The following is a 24073-nucleotide window of genomic DNA, read 5'->3' on the forward strand; positions in this document are numbered from 1 at the left end:
TAGTCGGCACGGGCCGCGTCCGCCGCGTGCGTGGCCGCAGCCCCGCCCGGCGAGATCACGCCAGCGCACCCCGCCCCGTCACGATTGCATCTCGGCCGCCCCCGACCCCTTGCCCCACCCTCATGTAATCGATTCCAATCCTCCGTACACGAGGTCGTGTAATCGATTCCACGAGGAGGTGGACCGGCGATGGCAAGCATCAAGGACGTCGCTGCCCGGGCGGGGGTCTCCGTCGCCACGGTGTCGCGGGTCCTGAACGACCATCCGTCGGTCAGCGACGACGCACGCACGCGCGTGCTGGCCGCCGTCGGGGCGCTGGGCTACCGCCCGAACGCCGTCGCCCGCTCGCTGCGCACCGACCAGACCCGCACCCTCGGGCTGGTCATCAGCGATGTGATGAACCCCTACTTCACCGAGCTGGCCCGCTCCGTCGAGGAGGAGGCCCGCGCGCTCGGCTACAGCGTCATCATCGGGAACGCCGACGAGCGGCCCGAGTTGCAGGACCACCACGTACGGACGCTGCTGGACCGTCGTATCGACGGACTGCTCGTGTCCCCCACCGACGGCGGCTCCCCCGGGATGCTGGACGCCGCCCGCGCGGGGACGCCGATGGTGTTCGTGGACCGGTGGATCCCGGGCGTGGACGTGCCCGTCGTGCGGGCCGACGGACGGGCCGCCATCCGGGACCTCGTCGCGCATCTGCACGGGCTCGGGCATCGCAGGCTCGCCATCATCGGGGGCCCCGCCGCCACCACGACCGGCAGTGAGCGCGTCGCCGCCTTCCGGGACGCGCTCGCCGAGTACGGCATCCCGCTCCCCGACGCCTACATCGGGCAGGGCGACTTCCAGGCCGAGAGCGGACGGCGGGTCACCGAGGGCTTCCTCGATCTGCCCGAGCCGCCCGAGGTCGTGTTCGCCGCCGACAACCTGATGGCACTGGGCGCCCTGGACGCCGTACGCGCGCGTGGGCTGCGGGTTCCCGAGGATCTCGCACTGGCCGCGTTCGACGACATCCGCTGGTTCGTGCACACCGATCCGCCGATCACCGCGATCGCCCAGCCCACCGGCGAGTTGGGGCGGGCCGCCGTGCGCGCCCTGGTCGACCGGATCGAGGGGCGGGCCCCGCGGTCCGTCACCCTTCCCGCCCGGCTCGTCGTGCGCCGCTCGTGCGGCGAGCCGGTATCCCCTGTGCAAAGGAGCACGTCGTGAGCGACCCGGACGAGTTGCTGCGCATCGAAGGCATTCGGAAAACCTTCCCCGGTGTGGTCGCGCTGGACGGCGTCGACTTCGATCTGCGCCGGGGCGAGGTCCATGTGCTGCTCGGTGAGAACGGCGCCGGCAAGAGCACCCTCATCAAGATGCTCTCCGGCGCCTACCGCCCCGACGGCGGACGCATCCTGGCCGGTGGCGAGGAGGTGCGCATCCACAGTGCGCAGGACTCCGCGCACCTCGGGATCGCCACCATCTACCAGGAGTTCAACCTCGTTCCCGATCTGACGGTCGCCGAGAACATCTTCCTGGGACGGCAGCCGCGCCGCCTCGGGATGATCGACCGGAAGCGGATGGAGGCCGAGGCCGCCGTCCTCCTGGAGCGCGTCGGCGTGAACGTGTCGCCACGCGCGCGTGTCCGTGAACTCGGCATCGCACGCCTCCAGATGGTCGAGATCGCGAAGGCGCTCAGCCTGAACGCACGCGTGCTGATCATGGACGAGCCGACCGCCGTCCTCACCTCCGAGGAGGTCGAGAAGCTCTTCGTCATCGTGCGCCAACTGCGCGCGGACGGCGTCGGGATCGTCTTCATCACCCATCACCTCGACGAGATCGCCGCCCTCGGGGACCGGGTCACCGTCATCCGGGACGGGAAGAGCGTCGGGCAGGTGCCTGCCTCCACGCCCGAGGACGAGCTCGTGCGGCTCATGGTGGGGCGGTCCATCGAGCAGCAGTACCCGCGTGAACGGGCCGACGCCGGGGCCGCGTTGCTCACCGTCGAGGGGCTCACCCGGGACGGGGTCTTCCACGACATCAGCTTCGAGGTGCGGGCCGGTGAGGTCGTCGGTATCGCCGGGCTGGTCGGTGCGGGCCGCACCGAGGTCGTACGGGCGGTCTTCGGGGCCGATCCGTACGACAAGGGGGCCGTGAAGGTCGCCGGCTCCGCACTGCGCGGGCACGACGTCAACGCGGCCATGGCGGCCGGGATCGGGCTGGTGCCCGAGGACCGCAAGGGCCAGGGGCTCGTGCTCGACCAGTCGGTGGCGGAGAACCTCGGGCTCGTCACCATGCGGGCCGCCACCCACGGCGGGCTCGTCGACCTCAAGGGGCAGCGCGAGCAAGCCGCGCGGATCGCCGGGCAGTTGGGCGTCCGGATGGCCGGACTCGGCCAGCAGGTACGGACGTTGTCCGGTGGCAACCAGCAGAAGGTCGTCATCGGCAAGTGGCTGCTCGCCGACACCAAGGTGCTGATCCTGGACGAGCCGACCCGTGGGATCGACGTCGGCGCCAAGGTCGAGATCTACCAGCTCGTCAACGAACTCACCGCCGCCGGCGCCGCCGTCCTGATGATCTCCAGCGATCTGCCCGAGGTCCTCGGCATGAGCGACCGGGTGCTGGTCATGGCACAGGGCCGGATAGCGGGCGAGTTGACGGCCGCCGAGGCGACGCAGGACTCCGTGATGGCACTCGCCGTCAGTACACCGAACCAGGCAACTACCGCTGTGGAGGGCCACCGTGGCCACTGACACGCTCAAGGGCACGACGGGCGCGAGTGGCGCCTCGGGAATCCGCCGACTGCTGCTGGACAACGGGGCGTTGACCGCGCTCATCGTCCTCGTCGTCGCCATGTCGGCGCTGTCCGGCGACTTCCTGACCACCGACAACCTCCTCAACGTCGGCGTCCAGGCGGCCGTGACCGCGATCCTCGCCTTCGGCGTCACCTTCGTGATCGTCTCGGCGGGCATCGACCTGTCGGTGGGCTCGGTGGCGGCCCTGTCGGCCACGGTCCTGGCCTGGAGCGCCACCCAGCACGGCGTCCCGGTCGTCCTCGCCGTCATCCTCGCGATCGCCACCGGCATCGCGGCCGGCCTGGTCAACGGCTTCCTCATCGCCTACGGCAAACTGCCGCCGTTCATCGCGACGTTGGCGATGCTGTCGGTGGCGCGCGGGCTGTCGCTGGTGATCTCGCAGGGCTCCCCGATCGCCTTCCCCGACTCGGTCTCGCACCTCGGCGACACGCTCGGCGGCTGGCTGCCGGTGCCGGTCCTGGTGATGATCGTGATGGGCCTGATCGCGGCCTTCGTGCTCGGCCGGACCTACATCGGCCGCTCGATGTATGCGATCGGCGGCAACGAGGAGGCCGCGCGCCTCTCGGGGTTGCGCGTCTCCAAGCAGAAGCTCGCGATCTACGCCCTGTCCGGTGTCTTCGCCGCCGCCGCGGGCATCGTCCTCGCCTCCCGGCTCTCCTCGGCGCAGCCGCAGGCCGCCGACGGCTACGAGCTGGACGCGATCGCCGCGGTCGTCATCGGCGGCGCCTCGCTCGCGGGCGGCACCGGCAAGGCGTCCGGCACCCTGATCGGCGCGCTGATCCTGGCGGTGCTGCGCAACGGCCTCAACCTCCTTTCCGTGTCCGCGTTCTGGCAGCAGGTCGTCATCGGTGTCGTCATCGCGCTGGCCGTCCTTCTGGACACCGTGCGGCGCAAGGCGGGCGCGACTCCCGTCTCCGGCGCCTCCGGTGGTGTCAGGGGCAAGCAGGCGACGACGTACGCGCTGGCGGCCGTGGTCACCGTGGCGATCGTGGGCGCGACCTCCTTCCTGCACAACGACTCCGCTACGGCCGGCAAGCCCAAGGTCGGGCTGTCCCTCTCCACGCTCAACAACCCGTTCTTCGTGCAGATCCGCTCGGGCGCGCAGGCCGAGGCGAAGCGGCTGGGCCTGGAGCTGACGGTCACCGACGCCCAGAACGACGCGTCCCAACAGGCCAACCAGCTCCAGAACTTCACCAGTTCCAGCTACGGCGCGATCATCGTCAACCCGGTGGACTCGGACGCGGCGAGCAACTCCGTGAAGGCCGCAGACAAGGCGAAGATCCCGGTCATCGCGGTGGACCGGGGCGTCAACAAGGCGGCCGTGGACACGCTGGTCGCCTCCGACAACATCGCCGGTGGTGAACTCGCCGCCAAGACGATCGCCGAGAAGCTCGGCGGCACCGGCAAGATCGTCATCCTCCAGGGCCAGGCGGGTACTTCGGCCGCGCGGGAGCGGGCCGAGGGCTTCGCCAAGGGGCTGAAGGCCTACCCCGGCATCCAGCTCCTCGCCCAGCAGCCCGCCGACTTCGACCGCACCAAGGGCCTCGACGTGATGTCGAACCTGCTCCAGGCCCACCCCGACGTCCAGGGCGTGATCGCGGCCAACGACGAGATGGCCCTCGGCGCGATCAAGGCACTCGGCTCCAAGGCCGGCAAGTCGGTCTCGGTGGTCGGTTTCGACGGCACCCCCGACGGCCTGACCGCCGTGAAGCAGGGCACCCTGTACGCGTCCGTGGCACAGCAGCCGAGCCAGTTGGGCAAAATCGCCGTGGACAACGCCCTGCGCGCGGCTCAGGGCAAGAAGGTGGAGTCGACGGTGAAGGTGCCGGTGAAGGTGGTCACGAAGGAGAACGTGGCCGGGTTCACCGGCTGACAGCGGTAAAGGCACCATGCCAAGTCACCACTGTGGGGAGTCAATTGATGTACGACTACGACCTCCTGGTCGTGGGATCGGCCAACGCCGACCTCGTGATCGGCGTCGAGCGGCGGCCGGGCGCCGGTGAGACGGTGCTCGGTTCCGACCTGGCCGTCCACCCCGGCGGCAAGGGCGCCAACCAGGCGGTCGCCGCCGCCCGGTTGGGTGCCCGTACGGTCCTGCTGGCCCGGGTCGGCGACGACGCGTACGGCCGGCTGCTGCTCGACTCGCAGCGGGCGGCCGGTGTCGACACGGTGGGGGTGCTGGTCGGCGGGGCGCCCACCGGGGTCGCGCTGATCACGGTGGACCCGTCAGGGGACAACAGCATCGTGGTGTCGCCGGGGGCCAACGGAAAGCTGTTCCCCGTCGACATCCAGGCCGCCGCGTGTCTCTTCCACGCCTCCCGGGTGGTCTCCGTGCAGTTGGAGATCCCGCTGGAGACGGTCGTGGAGGTCGTACGGAGTCTGGCGCCCGGGAGCCGGTTCGTGCTGAACCCGTCGCCGCCCCGGCCGCTGCCGTCCGAAGTCCTGGCGGCCTGCGACCCGTTGATCGTCAACGAGCACGAGGCGAAGGTGATCCTCGGGGACGCGTGTGTGAGCGAGCGGCCCGAGGACTGGGCGCGGATCCTGCTGGCGAAGGGGCCGCGTTCGGTGGTCGTGACGCTGGGCGCGGAGGGCGCGCTGGTGGCCTCGCGGGAGGGGGTGACCCGGGTGCCGTCCGTGAAGGTCGACGCCGTGGACACCACGGGCGCGGGCGACGCGTTCACCGCGGCGCTGGCCTGGAAGCTGGGCGCGGGTTCGTCCCTGGCCGAGGCGGCGGCGTACGCGGCCCGGGTCGGGGCGGCGGCCGTCACCCGGAAGGGCGCCCAGGAGTCCTACCCGACGACGGACGAGGTCGCCGCGCTGTGAAGAAGGCAGGGATCCTCAACCGTCATCTCTCCGGTGCGCTGGCCGAGTTGGGGCACGGGGACGGGGTGCTGGTGTGCGACGCCGGGATGCCGATCCCGGCCGGCCCCCGGGTCGTGGACCTGGCGTTCCGGGCCGGGGTGCCGTCGTTCGCGGAGGTGCTGGACGGGCTGCTGGCCGAGCTGGTGGTGGAGGGGGCGACGGCGGCGAGCGAGATACGCGGCGCCAACCGGGCCGCCACCGCCCTGCTCGACGCCCGCTTCCCCGACCTGGACCTCGTCTCCCACGAGCGGCTCAAGGAGTTGTCGGCGGGGGCCCGGCTGGTCGTACGGACGGGCGAGGCGCGGCCGTACGCGAATGTGCTGTTGCGGTGCGGGGTGTTCTTCTAGGACACGACCTGAGGCCTGTCGGGTCGGCGCGGGGGCCGGGCACATTCGAGGGGGCCCGGTCCGTCGACCAAGCCCCCTCGGCTATTCCCCTCCAACATCAGGACCCCTCGCGATCCCCCCAGATCCCCCTCCAAGAGTCCTGATGCCAAGTACGACCCGCGGAGTACGGGGAGGGTTGTACGGCATCCGAAGATTTTTTCCGGCGCTCTCCGAGACGCCTTCCGGGTGCCGGTGAAACGGGGCGGACGTAGCGTTTCAGGCATGAGCGAAGACGCTGCTACGACCTTCCGCGACGACGTCCTCGACGAGCTGGGCGACGACCGGGTCCAGGAGATCGCGGACGTGCTGGGTACGGACGAGGCGGGCGCCCTGGACGTGGTCGGCGCGACCGCGTCGGCGCTGTCCGGCGAGGCGGCGGCCGTCGAGACGCCTCAGGAGGCTCCGCTCCAGGGCGTGGCCACGCTGGGCGGTTTCGCGACCGGCGGGCTGATGGCGGGGGTGCTGGCCAAGGCGGCGAAGCCGGTGGCGAACGCGGTGGCCAGGAGGACGGGGCTACCGCCGGCGGCCGTCGCACGGGTCGTCGAGATGCTGGTCCCGGTGGTGCTGACCGTGCTGACGAAACGGGCGGCGAAGAAATAGATCGGGCGGGTACGGCATACTCCTGACCTCCTGCCCCACCCCGGATCGGACGGGGTGGGGCAGGGCTCAGGGGTGTGTCAGCGGTTCGGCCGGCGTCAGCGGACGGTGACCGAGACCGCCTTGGACACGGTGGCGCCGTCCTTGACGCGCAGGACCTCGACGCCCTTCTTCTGGAACTTGTCGGTCAGCTTGTAGGCGCCGCGGTTGACCTTGGCGGTCACCGGCAGGGACTTCCAGGTCTTGCCGCTCTTGACCTGGAGCGTCACCTTGCCGGCGTCCTTCAGACCGGTGGTCTTGCCGGTGAAGGTGACCACGTCACCGAGCTTCACGGTGGTGTGGTTGGCCTTGAGGGTGATGCTCGGCGCCGGGGCGGGCGCGGCGAAGGCGGAGGTGGCGCCGACGGCGACGAGCGCGGCGGAGGCCACGGATACGGCGGCGATACGGACGTTCACAGATAACTCCTTGTTTTGATTCAGAGAATTACTTCTCTTATGCAGCTCTCAGGCTTCTCTCATACGGGAGAAAGCCCGGCCTACCGCGTTTCCGGGCTTTCTCCCGGCCCCGCGGCGAGCACGATCCTATAGACACGACCTGGGGAGATACGGTTCCGGAAGGCTACGGAAAACGTAAATCGACAGGTCGTTCACAGGAATTGCGCGCACCGCGCGGCCCGTGATCTGCATTTATAAAAAGGAGCTGTGTGAAGGTGACTCTCACATTCCGGCTACCGAATGACGTGCTCCACGAACCGCGCCGCCGTCTCCGCCAGCACCTCGCGTCCGTCCCGGGCCCACAGGCCGTCGTTGAACAGTTCGACCTCGATGGAGCCGGTGTATCCGGCGGCCTCGACGTACGACTTCCACTCCCGCATGTCGATCGAGCCGTCCCCGATCTGGCCGCGGCCGTTGAGGACACCCTCGGGCAGCGGTGTGGTCCAGTCGGCGAGCTGGAAGGTGTGGATACGGCCGCCCGCGCCCGCCCGGGCGATCTGCTCGGGCGCCCGGTCGTCCCACCAGATGTGGTAGGTGTCCACCGTGACGCCGACCTGCTGGGCGGGGAACCGCTCGGCCAGGTCGAGGGCCTGGGTGAGCGTGGAGACCACACAGCGGTCGGAGGCGTACATCGGGTGCAGCGGCTCGATGGCCAGCCGTACGCCCCGCTCCTCGGCGTAGGGCCCCAACTCGCCCAGCGCGTCGGCGATCCGCTCCCGCGCGCCGTGCAGGTCCTTGGAGCCGGCCGGCAGACCGCCCGACACCAGGACGAGGGTGTCCGTGCCGAGGGTGGCCGCCTCGTCGACGGCCCGGCGGTTGTCGTCCAGGGCGCGGGCGCGCTCGGCCGGGTCGATCGCCGTGAGGAAACCGCCCCTGCACAACGTTGTCACGGTGAGCCCCGCGTCGCCGACCAGCTTCGCGGTCTCCTCGACGCCGTAGGCCTGGACGGGCTCCCGCCACAGGCCGACGCCCGGTACGCCCAACTCCAGGCAGGCGTCGACCAGTTCGGGCATGCTGAGCTGCTTCACCGTCATCTGGTTGATGGAGAAGCGCGCCAACTCGGGATTGCTCACTGGGTCACTCCGTACAGGGCGAGCAGGTTCTTCATCCGTTCCTCGGCGAGCTTCGGGTCGGGGAACAGGCCCAGGCCGTCGGCGAGTTCGTAGGCGCGGGCGAAGTGCGGGAGGGAGCGGGCCGACTGGAGGCCGCCGACCATGGTGAAGTGCGTCTGGTGGCCCGCGAGCCAGGCCAGGAACACCACGCCGGTCTTGTAGAAGCGGGTCGGCTTCTGGAACAGGTGGCGGGACAACTCGACGGTGGGGTCGAGGAGTTCACGGAATCCGGCCGCGTTCCCGGTGTCCAGGACGCGGACCGCCTCCGCCGCCAGCGGGCCCAGCGGGTCGAAGATCCCCAACAGGGCGTGGCTGAAGCCCTGTTCGTCGCCCGCGATCAGCTCGGGGTAGTTGAAGTCGTCGCCGGTGTAGCAGCGGACGCCCTGCGGCAGCCGGCGCCGGATGTCGATCTCCCGCTGAGCCTCCAGGAGCGACACCTTGATGCCGTCCACCTTGTCGGGGTGGGCCGCGATGACGTCGAGGAAGGTGTCCGTGGCCGCGTCCAGGTCGGACGAGCCCCAGTAGCCCTCAAGTGCCGGGTCGAACATGGGGCCGAGCCAGTGCAGGACGACCGGCTCGGTGGCCTGGCGCAGCAGATGGCCGTAGACCTCCAGGTAGTCCTCGGGCCCCTTGGCGACGGCCGCGAGCGCGCGGGACGCCATCAGGATGGCCTGCGCGCCGGACGCCTCGACGAGGGCCAACTGCTCCTCGTACGCGGCCCGTACGTCGGCCAGGGTGCCGCCGGTGATCTGGTCGGTGCCGACACCGCAGGCGATCAGGCCGCCGACCGCCTTGGCCTCGGCGGAGGAACGGCGGATCAGCTCGGCCGCGCCCGCCCAGTCCAGGCCCATCCCGCGCTGGGCGGTGTCCATCGCCTCGGCGACCCCGAGCCCGTGCGACCAGAGGTGGCGGCGGAAGGCGAGGGTGGCGTCCCAGTCGACGGCGGCGGCCGAGTCGGGGGACGTGTCGGCGAACGGGTCGGCGACGACGTGCGCCGCCGAGAACACCGTACGGGAGGTGAAGGGGGTGCCGGTGGTGACGGCGAAGGGTTCGGGCCGGGGCTCGTAGGCCCGCAACCCGCCCTTGGAGTCGGGGAGTTGGATGGTCACAGCGTGATCTCCGGAACCTCGAAGCGGCGGCCCTCGGCGGAGGACTTCAGCCCCAGCTCGGCGAGCTGGACGCCGCGGGCGCCGGCCAGCAGGTCCCAGTGGTAGGGGGCGTCGGCGTAGACGTGGCGGAGGAACAGCTCCCACTGGGCCTTGAAGCCGTTGTCGAAGTCGGTGTTGTCCGGCACTTCCTGCCACTGGTCGCGGAAGACCTCGGTGACGGGAAGGTCCGGGTTCCAGACCGGCTTGGGGGTGGAACTGCGGTGCTGGGCCCGGCAGTTGCGCAGCCCGGCGACGGCGGAACCCTCTGTCCCGTCCACCTGGAACTCGACGAGTTCGTCGCGGTTGACGCGGACGGCCCAGGAGGAGTTGATCTGGGCGATGGCGCCGCTGTCGAGTTCGAAGATGCCGTAGGCGGCGTCGTCGGCGGTGGCGTCGTAGGGCTTGCCGTTCTCGTCCCAGCGCTGCGGGATGTGGGTCGCGGTGATGGCCTGCACGGACTTGACCCGCCCGAACAGCTCGTGCAGGACGTACTCCCAGTGCGGGAACATGTCGACGACGATGCCGCCGCCGTCCTCGGAACGGTAGTTCCACGACGGGCGCTGGGCGGTCTGCCAGTCGCCCTCGAAGACCCAGTAGCCGAACTCGCCGCGGATGGACAGGATCCGGCCGAAGAAGCCGCCGTCGATGAGCCGCTTGAGCTTCAGCAGACCCGGCAGGAACAGCTTGTCCTGGACGACACCGTGCTTGATGCCGGCGGCGTCGGCGAGCCGGGCCAGCTCCAGGGCGCCGTCGAGGCCGGTCGCGGTCGGCTTCTCGGTGTAGATGTGCTTGCCCGCCGCGATCGCCTTCTTGAGCGCCTCCTCGCGGGCCGAGGTGACCTGGGCGTCGAAGTAGATCTCGACGGTCGGGTCGGCGAGGACCGCGTCGACGTCCGTGGAGACGTTCTCCGGGTCCAGCCCGTGCTGCTCGGCGAGCGCCTTCAGCGCGTACTCGCGCCGGCCGAGGAGGATCGGTTCCGGCCACAGCACCGTGCCGTCACCGAGGTCCAGCCCGCCCTGCTCGCGCAGCGCGAGGATCGAGCGGACGAGGTGCTGGCGGTAGCCCATGCGCCCGGTCACGCCGTTCATGGCGATACGCACCGTCTTGCGTGTCACGTGTTTCCCTTCGTCCGCGTGCGTCCCAGCGACGCAGCAAGCGCTTTCTATCTACGCAGAAGCTAGCCTTTGCACACTGGTCTGTACAAGACCGTGATGGGGTCGAGTTGTTCGAGGGGGCGAACGGTAGGGGTGGATGGCCTTATCGTCTGCTCGGCAGGGGGCTTTCTATGAGCGGCCGACAGGCTTTCTTTGAGCAACCTGTGCACAGACGCCTACATGGCGTACGTACGACAAGACGCGCGACCGGAGGACGAACGACATGACGGTGACCCTGGCGGACGTGGCGGCCCGCGCCCAGGTCTCCCCCGCGACGGTGTCGCGCGTACTGAACGGCAACTACCCGGTCGCGGCGACCACCCGTGAGCGGGTGCTGCGAGCGGTCGACGAACTCGACTACGTCCTCAACGGTCCCGCGAGCGCGCTCGCGGCGGCCACCTCCGACCTGGTCGGCATCCTGGTCAACGACATCGCCGACCCCTTCTTCGGGATCATGGCGAGCGCGATCCAGTCCGAGATCGGCGGACCGGGCGGCCGGGCGGGCGGTGAACGGCTCGCGGTGGTCTGCAACACCGGCGGCTCCCCGGAGCGCGAGCTGACCTATCTGACCCTGCTGCAACGCCAGCGGGCGGCGGCCGTCGTCCTCACCGGCGGTGCGATGGAGAACGCCCCGCACGCGGCGGCGGTCGCGGCCAAGCTGCGGAAGCTGGGCGAGGCCGGGACCCGGGTGGTCCTGTGCGGCCGGCCTCCGGCGCCGGACACGGGGGCGTTCGCGCTGACCTTCGACAACCGCGGCGGCGGCCGGGAACTGACCGAACACCTCATCGGCCTCGGCCACCGCCGCCTCGGCTACATCGCGGGCCCGGAGGAACGCACCACCACCCGGCACCGCCTGGAGGGCCACCGGGAGGCACTGGCCCTGCACGGGATCGACGAGGACCCCCGCTGGACGGTCCACGGACGCTACGACCGCCGCTCGGGCTACGAGGCCACGCTGGAGCTGCTGCGGCGGGACCCGTCCCTGACGGCCGTGGTCGCGGCGAACGACTCCGTCGCGATGGGCGCGTGCGCGGCCCTGCGCGAGTCGGGGCTGCGGATCCCGGACGACGTCTCGGTCGCCGGCTTCGACGATCTGCCGTTCAGCGTGGACGCGGTGCCTTCGCTGACGACGGTGCGGTTGCCGTTGTCGGAGGCGGGGGCCCGGGCGGGGCGGATCGCGATGGGGCGGGAGGAGCCGCCGCCGGGTGGGATCGCCACGGTTCGGGGGGAGTTGATGGTTCGGGGGTCTTCGGGGGCGCCGCGGAAGTAGGTTCAGTTCCAACCGTCGAGCGAGACCTGGTCCCCGCCTGACAGATAACCGCGCAGGGCACTGGCGGTGGTCTCCACGAACGCGTCCGGGATCACCTCGGTACCGACCCAGCGCACTTGGTCGTGCTTGCGTGGCTCGCGGTTCTCGGGTTCGCCGGTCCATTCATGGGTGGCGAAGACGATGGTGAGGAAGCCGTTGGGGGCTTCGACGCCCCAGGCGCCGTGGATGACGTGAGCGACCTTGAGGGACTCCGGCTTCACGGTCAGGCCGGTCTCCTCGTACAGCTCGCGTACGGCGGTCTGCGTGATGGGCTCGCCGGGCTCGCTCTTGCCGACGGGGAGGTCCCACATGCCCTGGGCGAACTTGGCGTTCTGGCTCCGCTGGAGGAGCACAACCCGGTTGGTGGCCTTGTCGTGGACGATGACGGCGGCGACCAGCAGGGTCATGGATTCGAGGGCGGGCGGTAGGGCTTTGGGCTGGTCGTCGGTTGTCCGCTGAGCCACGGCTGGTGTCCCTTCGTCGACCGGGTTGCTCTACGATCCGACCATGCCTCGTGCGCTGCTCCTCGGCGGAACCGGTCTGATCGGGCGGGCCGTTGCGCTGCGTCTACTGGCGGGCGGCTGGCAGGTGGCGGTCACCGGGCGGGACCCGGCCCGCATGCCGACCGAACTGACCGTCGCCGGTGGGAAGTTCATCGCGGCAGACCGAACCGATGACAGGCAACTGCGGGCAGCCTTCGGGGCCGGTGCGGATCTGCTCGTCGACTGTCTCTGCTTCACCGCGGCCGACGCGCGGTCGTTGGTGTCGCTGGCCTCGAACGCCACTTCCACCGTGGTGATCTCCAGCCGGGCCGTGTACGTCGACTCCGTGGGACATCACGTCAACTCGGATACTGCGCCACGATTCGAAGGGCCGATCCGGGAGTCCCAGCCGACGTTGACGCCGCGCGACGACATCGACCGCCGTTCGCGCGAAGGGTACGGCCCGAACAAGGTCGCCGCCGAGCAGGTGGCGCTGGACAGCGGGCTGCCCATCAGCGTGTTGCGTCCCTCGCGGATCCACGGAATCGGGGCGTCCCCGGCGCGTGAATGGGCCGTCGTCAAACGGGTGTTGGACGGCCGTACGACCCTGCCACTGGCCCATCGGGGCGCCGGGGTCGTCCACGCCAACGCCGCCGCGAACCTCGCCGCGCTCATCGAGACGGTCGCCCAAAAGCCCGGCACCCGCGTCCTCAACTCCGCCGACCCGGACGCACCGACCGCACGGGAGATCTGCCGCACGATCGCGAAACACTTCGGCCACGCCTGGAGTGAGATCCCGCTCGACGACACGGCACCGCCTGAACTGGGCCGCACCCCCTGGGACTCCCCGCACCCGATCGTCCTGGACACCTCCGCCGCAACGACGCTCGGCTATCAGCCGGCGGGTACGTATGCGACCACCATCGCGCCCGTGCTCGACTGGCTGGCGGCGGGAAAGGGTGAACCACCTGCCGACGCAGGCTATTTCGAGGAGTACTTGGACTACGCGGCCGAGGATGCGTTTCTCACAGGGCGGGCGGGACAGGCGGGAGGGTGAGGAGGTGGGGGTGGATACGGAGCCGGATCGATTCTGCTCGTCCCCGTGCTCGCGTCAGACTTCGCGGAGTTCAACCGGCCGGGTTACCAGGCCCGATCCGATAAGTTCCCGGCGTCTGCCCCATCGTCCGGCTGAACGTGTCGATGAACGCGCTGGTCGTGGCCCAGCCGCACTGGTGGCCCGTTTCGCTGACGGTCGCTCCCTCCGCGAGGAGGACCATGGCGTGGAAGACGCGGACGTTGGTCCTCCACTGCGGGTACGTCATGCCGAACTCGGTTCTGAACAGCCGGGCCAGGGTGCGTTCGCTCACGCCGATGCGGCGGGCCAGCCAGGTGGCGGTGCGGGGCTGGCTCAGGTCGTCGGTGACCAGTGAACACGCTTGCCGCAGCAGGGAGTTGTGGGGGGTGGGAAGCGTCAGCGGTTCCACCAGGGCGCGCCGTAGCCGGTCCCGCAGGACGGCGCGCAGGCGGCGTGACTCCTGCTCCGGGAGGTCCGGTTCGCTGCACGCGATGATCAGTTCACGGACCAGGGCGTCCACAGCCACCACGACCGGCGTCCCGGAACTCAGCGGAGCGTCGTGGGCGGCGAAGCCGATCGTGTGCACGGAGCTGTGCCCGTACACCCGGTGCTGATGCCACATGTCCGCCGGAAGCCAGATGGCACGCGCGCTGGACGCCACCAAGGATGCCTCGCCCGTCTGCACGGCCAGCACGCCGGCGCTGACGTAGAGAAGCTGGTGGTAGCCGTGCCGGTGGCGGCCGATGACGTCACCGGCGAGGTGGGCGTGGGTGGTGTCCCTGGGCTCCGCCCCCGGCTCCTCCGCCTCGACCGCCTGGCTGTTTTCCGACATATGACGGCAGAATAACGGAAGCGCGGCACCGAGCCGTCCTGCCAGCGTGATGACCATGCCGACGACCTCCCCGCCCACGCCCCCGCCCGCGCTGAAGACCCGCCTCGCCTCCGGGCTGCGCGGTGCCGCGCTCGACACCCGTCCACTCGAACTCCCGGTCTTCCGGCGCCTGTTGGTCGGACAGAGCGCCTCCTACATCGGGGCCATGGTCACCAGCGTCACGATCCCGGTCCAGGTCTACGCGCTGTCCCGGTCGTCGCTGGCCGTGGGCCTGACAGGAGTCGCCGGCCTCGTGCCGCTCGTGGTCTTCGGCCTCTACGGCGGTGCCGTCGCCGACCGCTTCGACCGCCGGACCCTGTACCTGGCGTCGGCGTGTGCGACCTGGGTGATCACTCTGGCCCTGCTGCTCCAGGCGGTCGCCGGGGTGCGCTCGGTCCCGCTCATCCTCGGCCTCGTCGCCGTCCAGGCCGGCGCCTTCGCCGTGTCGTCGTCGGCGCGGGACGCGATCATCCCCCGTATCGTCGCGACCCCGCTGGTGCCCGCCGCGAACACGTTGAACTTCACCGCCGGCAATGTCGGGCAGGTCGCCGGACCACTGATCGCGGGCGTCCTGATCTCGCTGCCGAACGGCTACTGCTGGGCGTACGGCGCCGACGCCGTCCTGTTCTCCCTCCTCCTCTACTCGGCGCTCCGCCTGCCCCCGGTCGTCCCGACCGGCTCGGGGACCGGCACGCTCGGGCTGCGCTCGGTCCTCGACGGGCTGCGGTTCATCGCCGCCGCCCCGGTGCTGTGGATGTCCTTCGCGGTCGACATCGCGGCGATGACGCTGGCCATGCCGACCGCGCTGTTCCCGGCGGCGGCACAGACCCGCTTCGGCGGCGGGGTGGGGCTGCTGTACTCGGCCATCGCCATCGGGTCGGTCGCGGCGGGGCTGTTCAGCGGATGGATCGGACGCGTGCGCCGCCAGGGCCGGGCGCTCGCCGTCGCCGTGATCGCCTGGGCGGCGGCCGTCGCCCTCGCGGGCACCGTCCACCACCTCTTCGCCGCCGCGGCCCTGCTGGCCACCGCCGGAGCGGCGGACCTCGTCAGCGCGGTCTACCGCCAGACGATCCTCCAGACCTACGCCCCCGACGCCCTCCGCGGCCGCCTGCAAGGCGTCTTCACCGTCGTCGTCGCGGGCGGCCCCCGCCTCGGAGACCTACGCGCCGGCGCCATGGCCTCCACCACGGGCTTCGGCCTCGCATGGACGGGCAGCTCGCTGCTGTGCGTGGTCGTCGTCCTCGCGGGCGCGCTGCTGGTACGGCCGTTCTGGCGCTACGACGTCACGCCGACGCCACCCCCTCCCGCGCAGCCGTAGAGCGGGCCACCACGCACGGCAGGTGGACGCGACCGGCCGTAGCCCTGCACGCATGTCCGGGGTTCTGGTGGGCCTGGGCCGTTGCCTCGCGCACCCCGGAGGACTACGGTCAGAACCGCAATACCTCTGACTGAGTCAACTACCCTGAGCGAGCACCGGGAACCGACCATGACCGTCCAGGACATCCGCTCCTTCAACCGCTTCTACACGAACGTCATCGGCGCCCTCGACTACAGCCGCCACCTCTACGCCCCGTACACCCTCACCGAGTCCCGCGTGCTGTACGAACTCGCGCACGCCCCGCACACCGACGCGGCCGATCTGCGTACCGAACTGTCGCTGGACGCCGGGTACTTGAGCCGGATCCTGAACCGGTTCGAGCAGGACGGGCTGATCGAGCGGGGGCCCTCGAAGCGGGATCCGCGGCGGCGGGAGGTGGCGCTCACCGTGCGGGGGCGGGAGACCGCCGGGCTGCTGGCCGAGCGGGCGGACGAATCCGTCGGGGCGCTGCTCGCGACCGTGCCGGCCGCCGACCGGCCCCGGCTCTCCGAGGCGCTGCACACCGTACGGGCGATCCTGTCGGACGGGCGCCGGCCGCGGCCCGAGGATGTCGTGCTGCGGGAGCCGGGGCCGGGTGATCTCGGGTGGATCGTGCAGCGGAACGCGGCGCTGTATGCCGCCGAGTACGACTTCAACGCCGACTACGAGGGGCTCGTGGCCCGGATCGTCGCCGATTTCGCCGAGGATCACGATCCGCATCTGGAGCGGGTGTGGATCGCCGAGCTGGACGGACGGCCGGTGGGGTGTGTGATGTGCGTGCGGGACGAGGCGCCCGGTACCGCCCGGCTGCGGCTGCTGCTCGTCGAGCCCGACGCGCGCGGGCTGCGGATCGGGGACCAACTGGTGTCCGCGGTCGTCGAGTTCGCGCGCGGAGTCGGTTATCGGGACCTCGTGCTGTGGACGAACGACATCCTCGGCGCCGCCCGCCGCATCTACCAGCGGCACGGTTTCGTCCTCAGCGCCGAGAAACCGCACCGCTCCTTCGGGCAGGATCTCGTCGGCCAGGACTGGCGTCTCGACCTGCACACGACGGGCGAGTGACGAGTAGGGTTTTGACCATGAAGTTCGCGTTCTCCACCCTCGGTGTCCCCGGGCTCCCGCTGCCCGCCGTACTGGACCTCGCCGTCACGCACGGCTATCACGGCGTCGAGTTGCGCGCGCACCCGGAGGAGCCCGTGCACCCCGGTATCGACTCCGCCCAACGGGCCGACGTGGTCGCCGAGTTCAAGGCGGCCGGGGTCGAAGTCCTGGGCCTCGCCGGGTATGCGCGGGTGGCCGCGCCGGGGGACGACGAGGTCGTACTCGCGGAGGTTCGTGAACTCCTGGAGCTGGCGCGGGACTTGGGCGCGCCCTTCGTGCGGGTCTTTCCCGGTGGCGGCACCGAGCAGCCGGTGGCGGAGGGCGACGCCGCGGCCGCGCGGCGACTGGGCACAGCGGCGGAGTGGGGTGCCGACCTCGGCGTACGGATCCTGCTGGAGACGCACGACTCGCACCGCACCGGCGCGGACGCGCTCCGCGTGCTCGGGCCGGTCGGGCACCGGAATGTGGGCGCCCTCTGGGATGTGATGCACACCTGGCTGGGCGGTGAGCAGCCGTCGGAGACGTTTGCCGCGCTGGGCCCGTATCTCGGATATGTGCAGGTCAAGGACATCGCGTCGGCCGAGGACACGACCCCGCTGCCGCTCGGGGCGGGTGTGCTGCCGCTCGCCGAGTGCGTGGAGGTGCTGGCCCGGCACGGGTGGGACGGCTGGCTGTGCTGGGAGTACGAGAAGCGGTGGTACGAGGCCGCCGCCCCGCTGGACGGTCTGCTGGCCGCCGGTCACGATCATCTGGCGCGGCTGCTCAACGACTCTGCCTGAATCACATCGTGGGCGGGGGTGGGGTTGCTGGGAACCGCATGAGTCGCAGCCGACCGAGTCTCAGTGCAGATTTTCGGGCTCGACGGCAACCGGCCTACTGAGGTGTGTCGCCGTCACCGCGTCGCCCCCGGACCGCCGCATCTTGGGATGGGCGTTGCGCGTGCGGTGGTGGAAGGTGAGGAGGGCCAGGAGGGTCGCGCCCGTGAACCACACGAGTTCGAGGGCGAGGTGGGCCGGGGTCGGGGTGATGGAGAAGCCCGCGGCGGTGGCCGCCTGGGAGGTGCCGTAGGTCGGCAGGAAGCGGATGAAGGAGCTGTCGGCCCCGGAGCTCCACATGGGGTTGGGCAGGAGGTCGTCGAGGACGCTGATCATGACCAGGGCGAACATACCCTCGACCTCCCGGTGCAGGACGGATCCGAGGATGACGCCGATCGCCCCGTAGGTCAGGGCGGCGCAGAACAGGGCGGCGGCGAGCTGGAGGGTCTGTTCGGGCGTCCAGAAGAGGCGGGTGACGGCGGTGGCGTAGACGGCGACGAAGGCGGAGGTGAGGGTGAGTGAGGTGGCCTTGGCGGTGACGAGGTGGAAACGGGGGTAACCGGCCATCGCCAGGCGGCGGTCGAAGCGATGGCCGGTGAACGTGGCGGCGAACATCATGAAGCCCGTGATCAGGGTGACCGCCATGATGGCGCCGGTGATCTGGGTGAGTTCGTTTCCGGCCGGTGCCAGATGTTCTCCGGTGGAGCGCAGGCGGAGTGGCGCGGGCCGGTCCGGGATGGAGACGTAGGCGAGCGAGATCCACAGCGGGATGTAGACGACGATCAGCAGCATGGCGAAACGGTTTCGGCTGTGCTCGACCAGGTCGTAACGGGCGGCGGTCGCGTACAGGGTCAGGTGTCGTCTCATGGAGCTCATCGAGTTCATGCCGCTCATGCCGCTCATGCCGTCGCCGTTTCATACGGGCGCAGGACGCCGCCCTCCAAGTGCCAGAGCTCGTCGAGGCGTTCGATGTCGTAGGCCAGGTGGGAGACGACCAGGACGGAACGGCCGGCGTCGCGAAGGCGGGCGGCCAGGTCCCAGAAGCGCTGGTAGGTGTCCCAGTCGAAACCCTGGTAGGGCTCGTCCAGCAGCAGGACCTGGGGATCGTGCATGAGCGCCAGGGTCAGGTTCAGCTTCTGCCGGGTGCCGCCGCTGAGCACTGCGGCGCGTTCGTCGGCGTACTCGGAGAAGTGAAGGACGTCCATCACCTCCTCCGCGCGCTTCAGATCGGGCAGTTGAAAGGCCGCCTTGAAGTACCGCAGGTGCTGGCGGACGGTGAGGGCGTCGTTGAGGACCACGTCCTGCGGGCAGTAGCCGAAGCGGCCCGGGTAGCGGACGGTTCCGGCCCGCGCCCGCAGTTCACCGGCCAGGATCTTCAGCAACGTCGACTTGCCGGCGCCGTTCTCGCCGACGATCCCGGACAGCCGGCCCGGCCGCAGGTCGAGGTCGATGCCGCGCAGGACGTCGCGCCGGCCGTAGGCGTGCCGTAGGCCCCGTACTTCCAACGTCCGTCCTCCTTGGTCCACTTCCTTTGATCCGCCGCGTCTTCAACGCTCGGCGGTCAAGGGCGGACACGGGGGCTACCGGGTCCTTCGGGTGTTCCACGCCGGCAGTTGCTCGAAGACGGCGACGGCGTCCTCGCGCCAGTGCCGGCGCCAGGTCGCGGCCTCGGCGGAGGCGGCCTCGGCGTGCCGGTCGATGGCCGACTGCAGGCGGGTGTGTACCTCGTGGCGGTAGGCGATGTCACGGATCCGGTCGATCGTCCGCGCGGTGCGGTCGGGGTTCCCGAGAGCGGACCTGACGGTGGCGTGGTCGTCCCCGTCCGTGGCGGCGAGCAGGTCACGGACCAGGTGGGTGACGCGGCCGGCCCGCAGGTCGGCGCCGAGGGGCTTGCCGGTGATGTCCGGGTCGCCGAAGAGGTCGAGGTAGTCGTCACGCAGTTGGCCGCTGAGGCCGGCCAGGCCGGCGTAGCGGCGCAGGCTCTCCTCGTGCTCGGCCGGCTTCTCGCCCGCGGCCAGCAGGCCCAGGCGCAGGGGGGCGAGGATGGAGTAGCGGGTGGTCTTGTATTCGTACACCGTCTCCAGCAGTGCCTCGTCGGCGGACGGGGTGACGTCGCGTTCGAGGTCGAGGATCTGGCCGATGACGGTGTCCGTCGTCACGCCGAGTTGTACGTCGATCATGGCCTGTCTGCGATCGGCGGGGAGGTCGGCCCGGAACAGCTCGCGCAGGGCCAGGAAACCGGCGAGATCACCGGTCATCATGGCCAGTCCCAGCGCGGTCTGCGGGTTCTGAGGAAGGTCCTCGCGCAGCGCGTAGTACGTCGAGGGGCCGCCACGGCGCAAGGGCGAGTCATCGATGATGTCGTCAAGGACGAGCGCGTGGCTGTGGAGGAGTTCGAGACTCAGCGCCGCCTCCAGCAGCCCCGGGACCTCGGCCTCCGGCTCCTCCTCCGCCGTGACGAGGCGGGCCGCCTCATAGAGCAGGGCGACCCGGATCCGCTTCCCGCCGCGCAGCGACAACTCCGCCAGCAGGTGCAGACACCGGGGCGTGAAGCGACCCAGCCGCGAGCCGTCCATGTCGTCGGCGAGCTCGGCGAAGTACTTCTCGAAGGCCGCGTCGAATCGCCGCTGGTGACCGGCGGCACGCTGCAAGGCGGTGGGGGCACTGCTGTTCATCTGCGATCAGGCCGTCTTTCCGTCATCTCGTGTCCTCAGGGATGTCGGTGGCCAGACTGCCATCGCCGTGGAACACGCCGCGGCTTACGCTTCCGCGCGCCCCCGCGCGCCCCTCGTACGGGGCGGGCGCGTCGCGGTTGATCACTGATCGCCGCTCCTACGATGACGCTCCATGACGACTGGTTCCAGCCGCCGGAGCACACCTCGGCCCGGCGACCGCAGCGGCCCGGTGCCCGGGCACATCGCCGTCATCCTGGACGGAAACCGCCGCTGGGCCAGAGCCGAGGGCCGCGACTGCGCCTGGGGATACCTGCGGGGAGGCGACCGGGCCCGGCAGTTCCTCGGCTGGTGCGACGCCGCGGGAATCGACGTCGTGACGCTGTACGCGGTGTCCCTGGACAACCTGCGGCGCGAGGACGACTCCGTCGCCGCCAGCCTGCGGGCGGTGGCCGTGACGCTGCGGCAGCTCGCCCGGGAGACCCGCTGGCGGATCCGGCTGATCGGCCGGATCGATCTGCTCGACGACCGGATCGTGCGGCAGCTACGGGACACGGTGGACCCCACCCACGCGGTGAGCGGGCCGACGGTGAACATCGCCCTCGCGTACAGCGGACGCGAGGAGATCCTCCAGTCCCTGCGAGTGCTGCTGTCCACCCCGGAGGGCATCACGCAGGCGCGGGCCGGGCTCACTCAGGACATGCTCGCCCGGCATCTCTACACCGGCGGGCTTCCCGACCCGGACCTCATCATCCGGCCCTCCGGCGAACAGCGTCTGTCCGACTTCATGACCTGGCAGTCCATCTACAGCGAGCTGTACTTCTGCGAGACGGGCTGGCCGGGGTTCGACGAGTACCATTTCGAGCGGGCGCTCGCCCACTTCGCGTCCCGCAGCCGCCGCTACGGGCAGTGACAGCACCGGATTCCGACGCTCCAGGATCCCGGGCCGCTCACCGCCGGGTGGCCGCCGCCGCCCGCACCGTCCTCGGCCACGACCGGGCCCCCACCTGGAAGGCGAACGAGGCCAGCCCTCGCGTACCCAGAGCCGTCGGGCGGGTGAAGACGTCGTAACCCTGCCGTTCGACCTGGGTCAGCATGACACGGTAGTGCTCGACGACCGCCCACACGAACGGTTCGCAACGGGGATGAACCAGCTCGGCGACCTCCACCCCGCGGGCGAACAACTCACGGGCGCGCCGCACCTCGAAGCGGATCAGACCGCGCAGTCGAGGCGTGGGCCGGGCCGCGCGCAGCTCGTCATGGGTCACGCCGAAACGCCGCAGGTCCTCGGCCGGCAGGTAGATCCAACCCCGGCGGAGGTCCTCCGCGACATCCCGCACGATGTTGGCCAACTGCAAGGCCACGCCAAGCTCGTCCATGGCCTGGTCGGCTCGGGCGTGGGTCGGCTCCATCACCCGCAGAACCATGCGTCCGAACGACCCGCAGATCCCCTCGGCGTACTCGCGAAGCTCCTGCCAGGTGGCGTACTCGCGCACCTCCAGATCCACGAGCCACCCGTCCAGCATCGTCTCGACGTCATCGAGATCGAACGCGTACACCTCCGCTGTGTGGGCGAACGCCTGCCCCAGGGGATCGGCGCACTGGCCGCGACGCAGATCGGTGAGCATCCGCTGACGCCACACCTCGTACCGGTCGGCGCGCGTTTGGGGGTCCCCGCTGTCCAGCAACTGATCCGCCCACCGGGCAACCGCGTAAACGGCCCAGATGTGCGGTCGCTTGTCCGGGGGCAGCAGCAACGTACCCGCCCAGTCAGCACGCCCGTCGAAGGCCAGCAGCAACCGGCCGCACAACCGGTACGCCTCCCGCAGCACCGGATCAGTGATCCCGGCCCGGTCCAGAGCACTCCGGTCACCCAGCATTCGGTATCCGCCCTTCGGTCAGCAACGCCTGCCTCATGGCAACGCCGCTGGCCGACCCGGGTCACTCCCCTCTCTTGTAAGGTGCTCCGATGCCCCCGCGCCCCGCTCTCCGCCGCCCCGTCGTGCCCTCGTCCCGGTCATGAGCCTCACCCGTACGTTGATCGACATCCGGCCGTTGCGGACGTCACCGGTGTTCCGGCGGCTGCTGATCGGGCGGACGGTGTCCGTGCTCGGCTCGTTCATGACCGCGGTGACCGTCATGTACCAGGTCTGGGACATGACCCGCAGCACGGTCTGGACCGGTGGGGTCGGGCTGGCGAGCGCGGTGCCCATGGTGGTCGTCGGTCTGTTCGCCGGTTCGTGGGTGGACCGGGGTGACCGGCGGCGCATCTTCCTCTTCAACACGGTGGCGCAGGCGGTCTGTTCGCTGCTGCTGGCCGTCCAGGGGTTCACCGGTCATGTCCCGGTGCTCGGCGTGCTCGCGCTGATCGCCGCGCAGTCCGGGTTCGGCGCGGTGGGCGGCCCTGCGTCGGGTGTGTTCATACCCCGGCTGCTGCCGAAGGACCAGGTCGCGGCGGGCCTGGCGCTCAACACGATGTCGTTCACCACGATGATGCTCGTCGGCCCCGCGTTCGGCGGCCTGCTGATCGGCTGGGCGGGCATCGGCGCCTGCTACCTCGTCGACGCGCTCACCTTCCTCATCGCCTTCTACGGCGCCTTCGGCCTGCCCGCGCTGCCGCCCGAGGGCGAGCCGTCGCGGGCCGGACTGCACGGGATCCTCGACGGCCTGCGCTTCCTGGCCGGCCACCGGGTGGTGCGCGGCGCGCTGCTCACCGACCTGGCGGCCACGGTGCTGGCGATGCCGGTCAGCCTCTTCCCGCTGATCAACTCCGAGCGGTTCGGCGGCAGTCCACGCACCCTGGGCCTGTTCCTCTCGGCGATCTCGGTCGGTGGCATCACCGCGTCCGCGTTCTCCGGCGCGGTCACCCGGCTCGGCCGTCCCGGTCTGGTGATGCTGCTCGGCGCGAGCACTTGGGGCGCCGCGTTGGCGGCCTTCGGCCTGATGACGAACCCGTGGGCGGGCCTCGGCTGCCTCGCGCTCGCCGGTGGGGCCGACGCCTGTTCGGTGGTCTCCCGCAGCACGATCGTCCAGACGCACACCCCGGACGCCCTGCTGGGCCGGGTCTCCGCCGCCGAACAGATCGTCGGCCAGGCGGGCCCCAACCTCGGCAATCTGCGCGGCGGCCTGGTCGCGGGCGCGACCTCCGGGGCTACGGCCATGGTCACCGGCGGGTTGTTGTGCGTGCTGGCGGTGCTGACCGTGGGCGCGAGCACACCCGAGCTGCGGGCGGCCGACCCCGCTACGCCGACGGTCGAGCCGTGAGCTTCGTCGTCTCGTCCAGGCACCACTCCAGCACGGCGGGCCAGGGGCCGTACCCCGCGTCCAGGTCGAGGTGCCCCGCACCCGGGATGATCTCGGTGGGGATGCCGAGCGGGTCGCCGTAGACGGCTCCGGCGCCTTCCGGGCAGTACGGGTCGTCGTCACCGGCGGCCAGCCGGGTCACTCCGGGGAGCGTCAACTCCCCAGCGGGCGGGGCGAATTCGGCGATCTCGGGATGCCCTACGACGACGGAGGCGGACGGCGGTGCGACCAGCAGTACCCGGTCGACGTCGCCGTCCCCGACCAGCCCGCGCGCGACGGCGTGCAGCCACAGCAGGACGGAGGCGCTGTGCGCGACGACGACCCGCGGCCCGCCGAGGTCGAGCCGGCGGCGCAGTTCGGCGAGCCACGCCTCCAGGTCGGGGTCGTCGGCATCGGGCAGTTGGGGATAGTCGACGTCGTGGCCGAGGGCTCGGAGCCGGTCGGTGAGCCAGTGCTGCCAGTGGCCCTTCGGGCGGTGGTTCTGCCAGCCGTGGAGGATGAGGTAGGCGGTCATGTGCCGATCCTCGCCGCGTCCCA

At 70.7% G+C, this 24073-nt stretch carries 24 protein-coding genes; 13 read left to right on the plus strand and 11 right to left on the minus strand.

What is annotated here, in order from left to right; translation table 11 throughout:
- Window positions 1–189 precede the first annotated feature (189 nt).
- From AB0M63_RS33595 to AB0M63_RS33620, 6 genes are all read left to right on the plus strand, one after another.
- On the plus strand, window positions 190–1209 hold the full coding sequence (locus tag AB0M63_RS33595; protein WP_366022003.1) for a LacI family DNA-binding transcriptional regulator: 1020 nt from the start codon (window positions 190–192) through the stop codon (window positions 1207–1209).
- Window positions 1206–2735, plus strand: a complete 1530-nt coding sequence (locus AB0M63_RS33600; RefSeq protein WP_366022004.1) for a sugar ABC transporter ATP-binding protein — start codon at window positions 1206–1208, stop codon at window positions 2733–2735. The genes AB0M63_RS33595 and AB0M63_RS33600 overlap by 4 nt, the downstream gene beginning before the upstream one ends.
- A complete protein-coding gene (locus AB0M63_RS33605) occupies window positions 2725–4671 on the plus strand; it encodes a substrate-binding domain-containing protein (RefSeq protein WP_366022005.1) in 1947 nt (648 codons plus the stop codon). The genes AB0M63_RS33600 and AB0M63_RS33605 overlap by 11 nt, the downstream gene beginning before the upstream one ends.
- 47 nt (window positions 4672–4718) lie before the next feature.
- On the plus strand, window positions 4719–5621 hold the full coding sequence (locus AB0M63_RS33610) for a ribokinase (protein WP_366022006.1): 903 nt from the start codon (window positions 4719–4721) through the stop codon (window positions 5619–5621).
- A complete protein-coding gene (rbsD, locus tag AB0M63_RS33615) occupies window positions 5618–6007 on the plus strand; it encodes a D-ribose pyranase (protein ID WP_366022007.1) in 390 nt (129 codons plus the stop codon). The genes AB0M63_RS33610 and rbsD overlap by 4 nt, the downstream gene beginning before the upstream one ends.
- A 261-nt stretch (window positions 6008–6268) precedes the next feature.
- A complete protein-coding gene (locus tag AB0M63_RS33620; RefSeq protein WP_366022008.1) occupies window positions 6269–6646 on the plus strand; it encodes a DUF937 domain-containing protein in 378 nt (125 codons plus the stop codon).
- Between the two features lie 95 nt (window positions 6647–6741).
- Here the strand turns inward: AB0M63_RS33620 and AB0M63_RS33625 are convergent, their stop codons facing one another.
- From AB0M63_RS33625 to AB0M63_RS33640, 4 genes are all read right to left on the minus strand, one after another.
- On the minus strand, window positions 6742–7098 hold the full coding sequence (locus AB0M63_RS33625) for a hypothetical protein (RefSeq protein WP_355920995.1): 357 nt from the start codon (window positions 7096–7098) through the stop codon (window positions 6742–6744).
- Between the two features lie 272 nt (window positions 7099–7370).
- Complete coding sequence (locus tag AB0M63_RS33630) at window positions 7371–8171, minus strand: sugar phosphate isomerase/epimerase family protein (RefSeq protein ID WP_366022201.1); 801 nt, start codon at window positions 8169–8171, stop codon at window positions 7371–7373.
- Window positions 8172–8206: 35 nt separating this feature from the next.
- Entirely contained in the window at window positions 8207–9358 is a 1152-nt protein-coding gene (locus tag AB0M63_RS33635) for a dihydrodipicolinate synthase family protein (RefSeq protein WP_366022009.1), read from the minus strand.
- On the minus strand, window positions 9355–10512 hold the full coding sequence (locus tag AB0M63_RS33640; protein WP_366022010.1) for a Gfo/Idh/MocA family oxidoreductase: 1158 nt from the start codon (window positions 10510–10512) through the stop codon (window positions 9355–9357). The genes AB0M63_RS33635 and AB0M63_RS33640 overlap by 4 nt, the downstream gene beginning before the upstream one ends.
- Window positions 10513–10774: 262 nt before the next feature.
- Between AB0M63_RS33640 and AB0M63_RS33645 the strand changes: the two genes are divergently transcribed.
- Entirely contained in the window at window positions 10775–11821 is a 1047-nt protein-coding gene (locus AB0M63_RS33645; protein ID WP_366022011.1) for a LacI family DNA-binding transcriptional regulator, read from the plus strand.
- 2 nt (window positions 11822–11823) lie between these two features.
- On the opposite strand, the gene AB0M63_RS33650 is transcribed toward AB0M63_RS33645, so the two are convergent.
- Window positions 11824–12324: an NUDIX domain-containing protein gene (locus AB0M63_RS33650; protein ID WP_366022012.1), complete on the minus strand. Its 501-nt coding sequence runs from the start codon at window positions 12322–12324 to the stop codon at window positions 11824–11826.
- Window positions 12325–12367: 43 nt separating this feature from the next.
- Between AB0M63_RS33650 and AB0M63_RS33655 the strand changes: the two genes are divergently transcribed.
- Entirely contained in the window at window positions 12368–13399 is a 1032-nt protein-coding gene (locus tag AB0M63_RS33655) for an NAD-dependent epimerase/dehydratase family protein (protein WP_366022013.1), read from the plus strand.
- A gap of 70 nt (window positions 13400–13469) precedes the next feature.
- On the opposite strand, the gene AB0M63_RS33660 is transcribed toward AB0M63_RS33655, so the two are convergent.
- Window positions 13470–14249 (minus strand): helix-turn-helix domain-containing protein, encoded by a 780-nt coding sequence (locus AB0M63_RS33660; protein WP_366022014.1) that lies wholly within the window; start codon window positions 14247–14249, stop codon window positions 13470–13472.
- A 55-nt stretch (window positions 14250–14304) separates the two neighbouring features.
- Here AB0M63_RS33660 and AB0M63_RS33665 point away from each other — a divergent pair, with 55 nt between their 5' ends.
- From AB0M63_RS33665 to AB0M63_RS33675, 3 genes are all read left to right on the plus strand, one after another.
- Window positions 14305–15606, plus strand: a complete 1302-nt coding sequence (locus tag AB0M63_RS33665; protein WP_366022015.1) for an MFS transporter — start codon at window positions 14305–14307, stop codon at window positions 15604–15606.
- A 168-nt stretch (window positions 15607–15774) separates the two neighbouring features.
- Window positions 15775–16707, plus strand: coding sequence for a bifunctional helix-turn-helix transcriptional regulator/GNAT family N-acetyltransferase (locus AB0M63_RS33670; protein ID WP_355921019.1), 933 nt, complete (start codon window positions 15775–15777; stop codon window positions 16705–16707).
- A gap of 17 nt (window positions 16708–16724) precedes the next feature.
- Window positions 16725–17525 (plus strand): sugar phosphate isomerase/epimerase family protein, encoded by an 801-nt coding sequence (locus AB0M63_RS33675; protein ID WP_366022016.1) that lies wholly within the window; start codon window positions 16725–16727, stop codon window positions 17523–17525.
- Between the two features lie 60 nt (window positions 17526–17585).
- Here AB0M63_RS33675 and AB0M63_RS33680 read toward each other — a convergent pair whose 3' ends face one another.
- The 3 genes from AB0M63_RS33680 to AB0M63_RS33690 form a co-directional block, all read right to left on the minus strand.
- Window positions 17586–18428, minus strand: a complete 843-nt coding sequence (locus AB0M63_RS33680) for an ABC transporter permease (RefSeq protein WP_366022017.1) — start codon at window positions 18426–18428, stop codon at window positions 17586–17588.
- Between the two features lie 32 nt (window positions 18429–18460).
- On the minus strand, window positions 18461–19066 hold the full coding sequence (locus AB0M63_RS33685) for an ABC transporter ATP-binding protein (protein WP_355921028.1): 606 nt from the start codon (window positions 19064–19066) through the stop codon (window positions 18461–18463).
- 75 nt (window positions 19067–19141) lie between these two features.
- A complete protein-coding gene (locus AB0M63_RS33690; protein ID WP_366022018.1) occupies window positions 19142–20236 on the minus strand; it encodes a polyprenyl synthetase family protein in 1095 nt (364 codons plus the stop codon).
- 172 nt (window positions 20237–20408) lie between these two features.
- Here AB0M63_RS33690 and uppS point away from each other — a divergent pair, with 172 nt between their 5' ends.
- Complete coding sequence (gene uppS, locus AB0M63_RS33695; RefSeq protein ID WP_355921034.1) at window positions 20409–21146, plus strand: polyprenyl diphosphate synthase; 738 nt, start codon at window positions 20409–20411, stop codon at window positions 21144–21146.
- Window positions 21147–21183: 37 nt separating this feature from the next.
- On the opposite strand, the gene AB0M63_RS33700 is transcribed toward uppS, so the two are convergent.
- On the minus strand, window positions 21184–22113 hold the full coding sequence (locus AB0M63_RS33700) for a phytoene/squalene synthase family protein (protein WP_366022019.1): 930 nt from the start codon (window positions 22111–22113) through the stop codon (window positions 21184–21186).
- Between the two features lie 139 nt (window positions 22114–22252).
- Here AB0M63_RS33700 and AB0M63_RS33705 point away from each other — a divergent pair, with 139 nt between their 5' ends.
- Window positions 22253–23497 (plus strand): MFS transporter, encoded by a 1245-nt coding sequence (locus AB0M63_RS33705; protein WP_366022020.1) that lies wholly within the window; start codon window positions 22253–22255, stop codon window positions 23495–23497.
- Here the strand turns inward: AB0M63_RS33705 and AB0M63_RS33710 are convergent.
- Window positions 23475–24050: an alpha/beta hydrolase gene (locus AB0M63_RS33710; RefSeq protein WP_366022021.1), complete on the minus strand. Its 576-nt coding sequence runs from the start codon at window positions 24048–24050 to the stop codon at window positions 23475–23477. The genes AB0M63_RS33705 and AB0M63_RS33710 overlap by 23 nt on opposite strands.
- Window positions 24051–24073 lie beyond the last annotated feature (23 nt).

It is taken from the genome of Streptomyces sp. NPDC051576 (assembly GCF_040681835.1).
Taxonomy (GTDB): domain Bacteria; phylum Actinomycetota; class Actinomycetes; order Streptomycetales; family Streptomycetaceae; genus Streptomyces.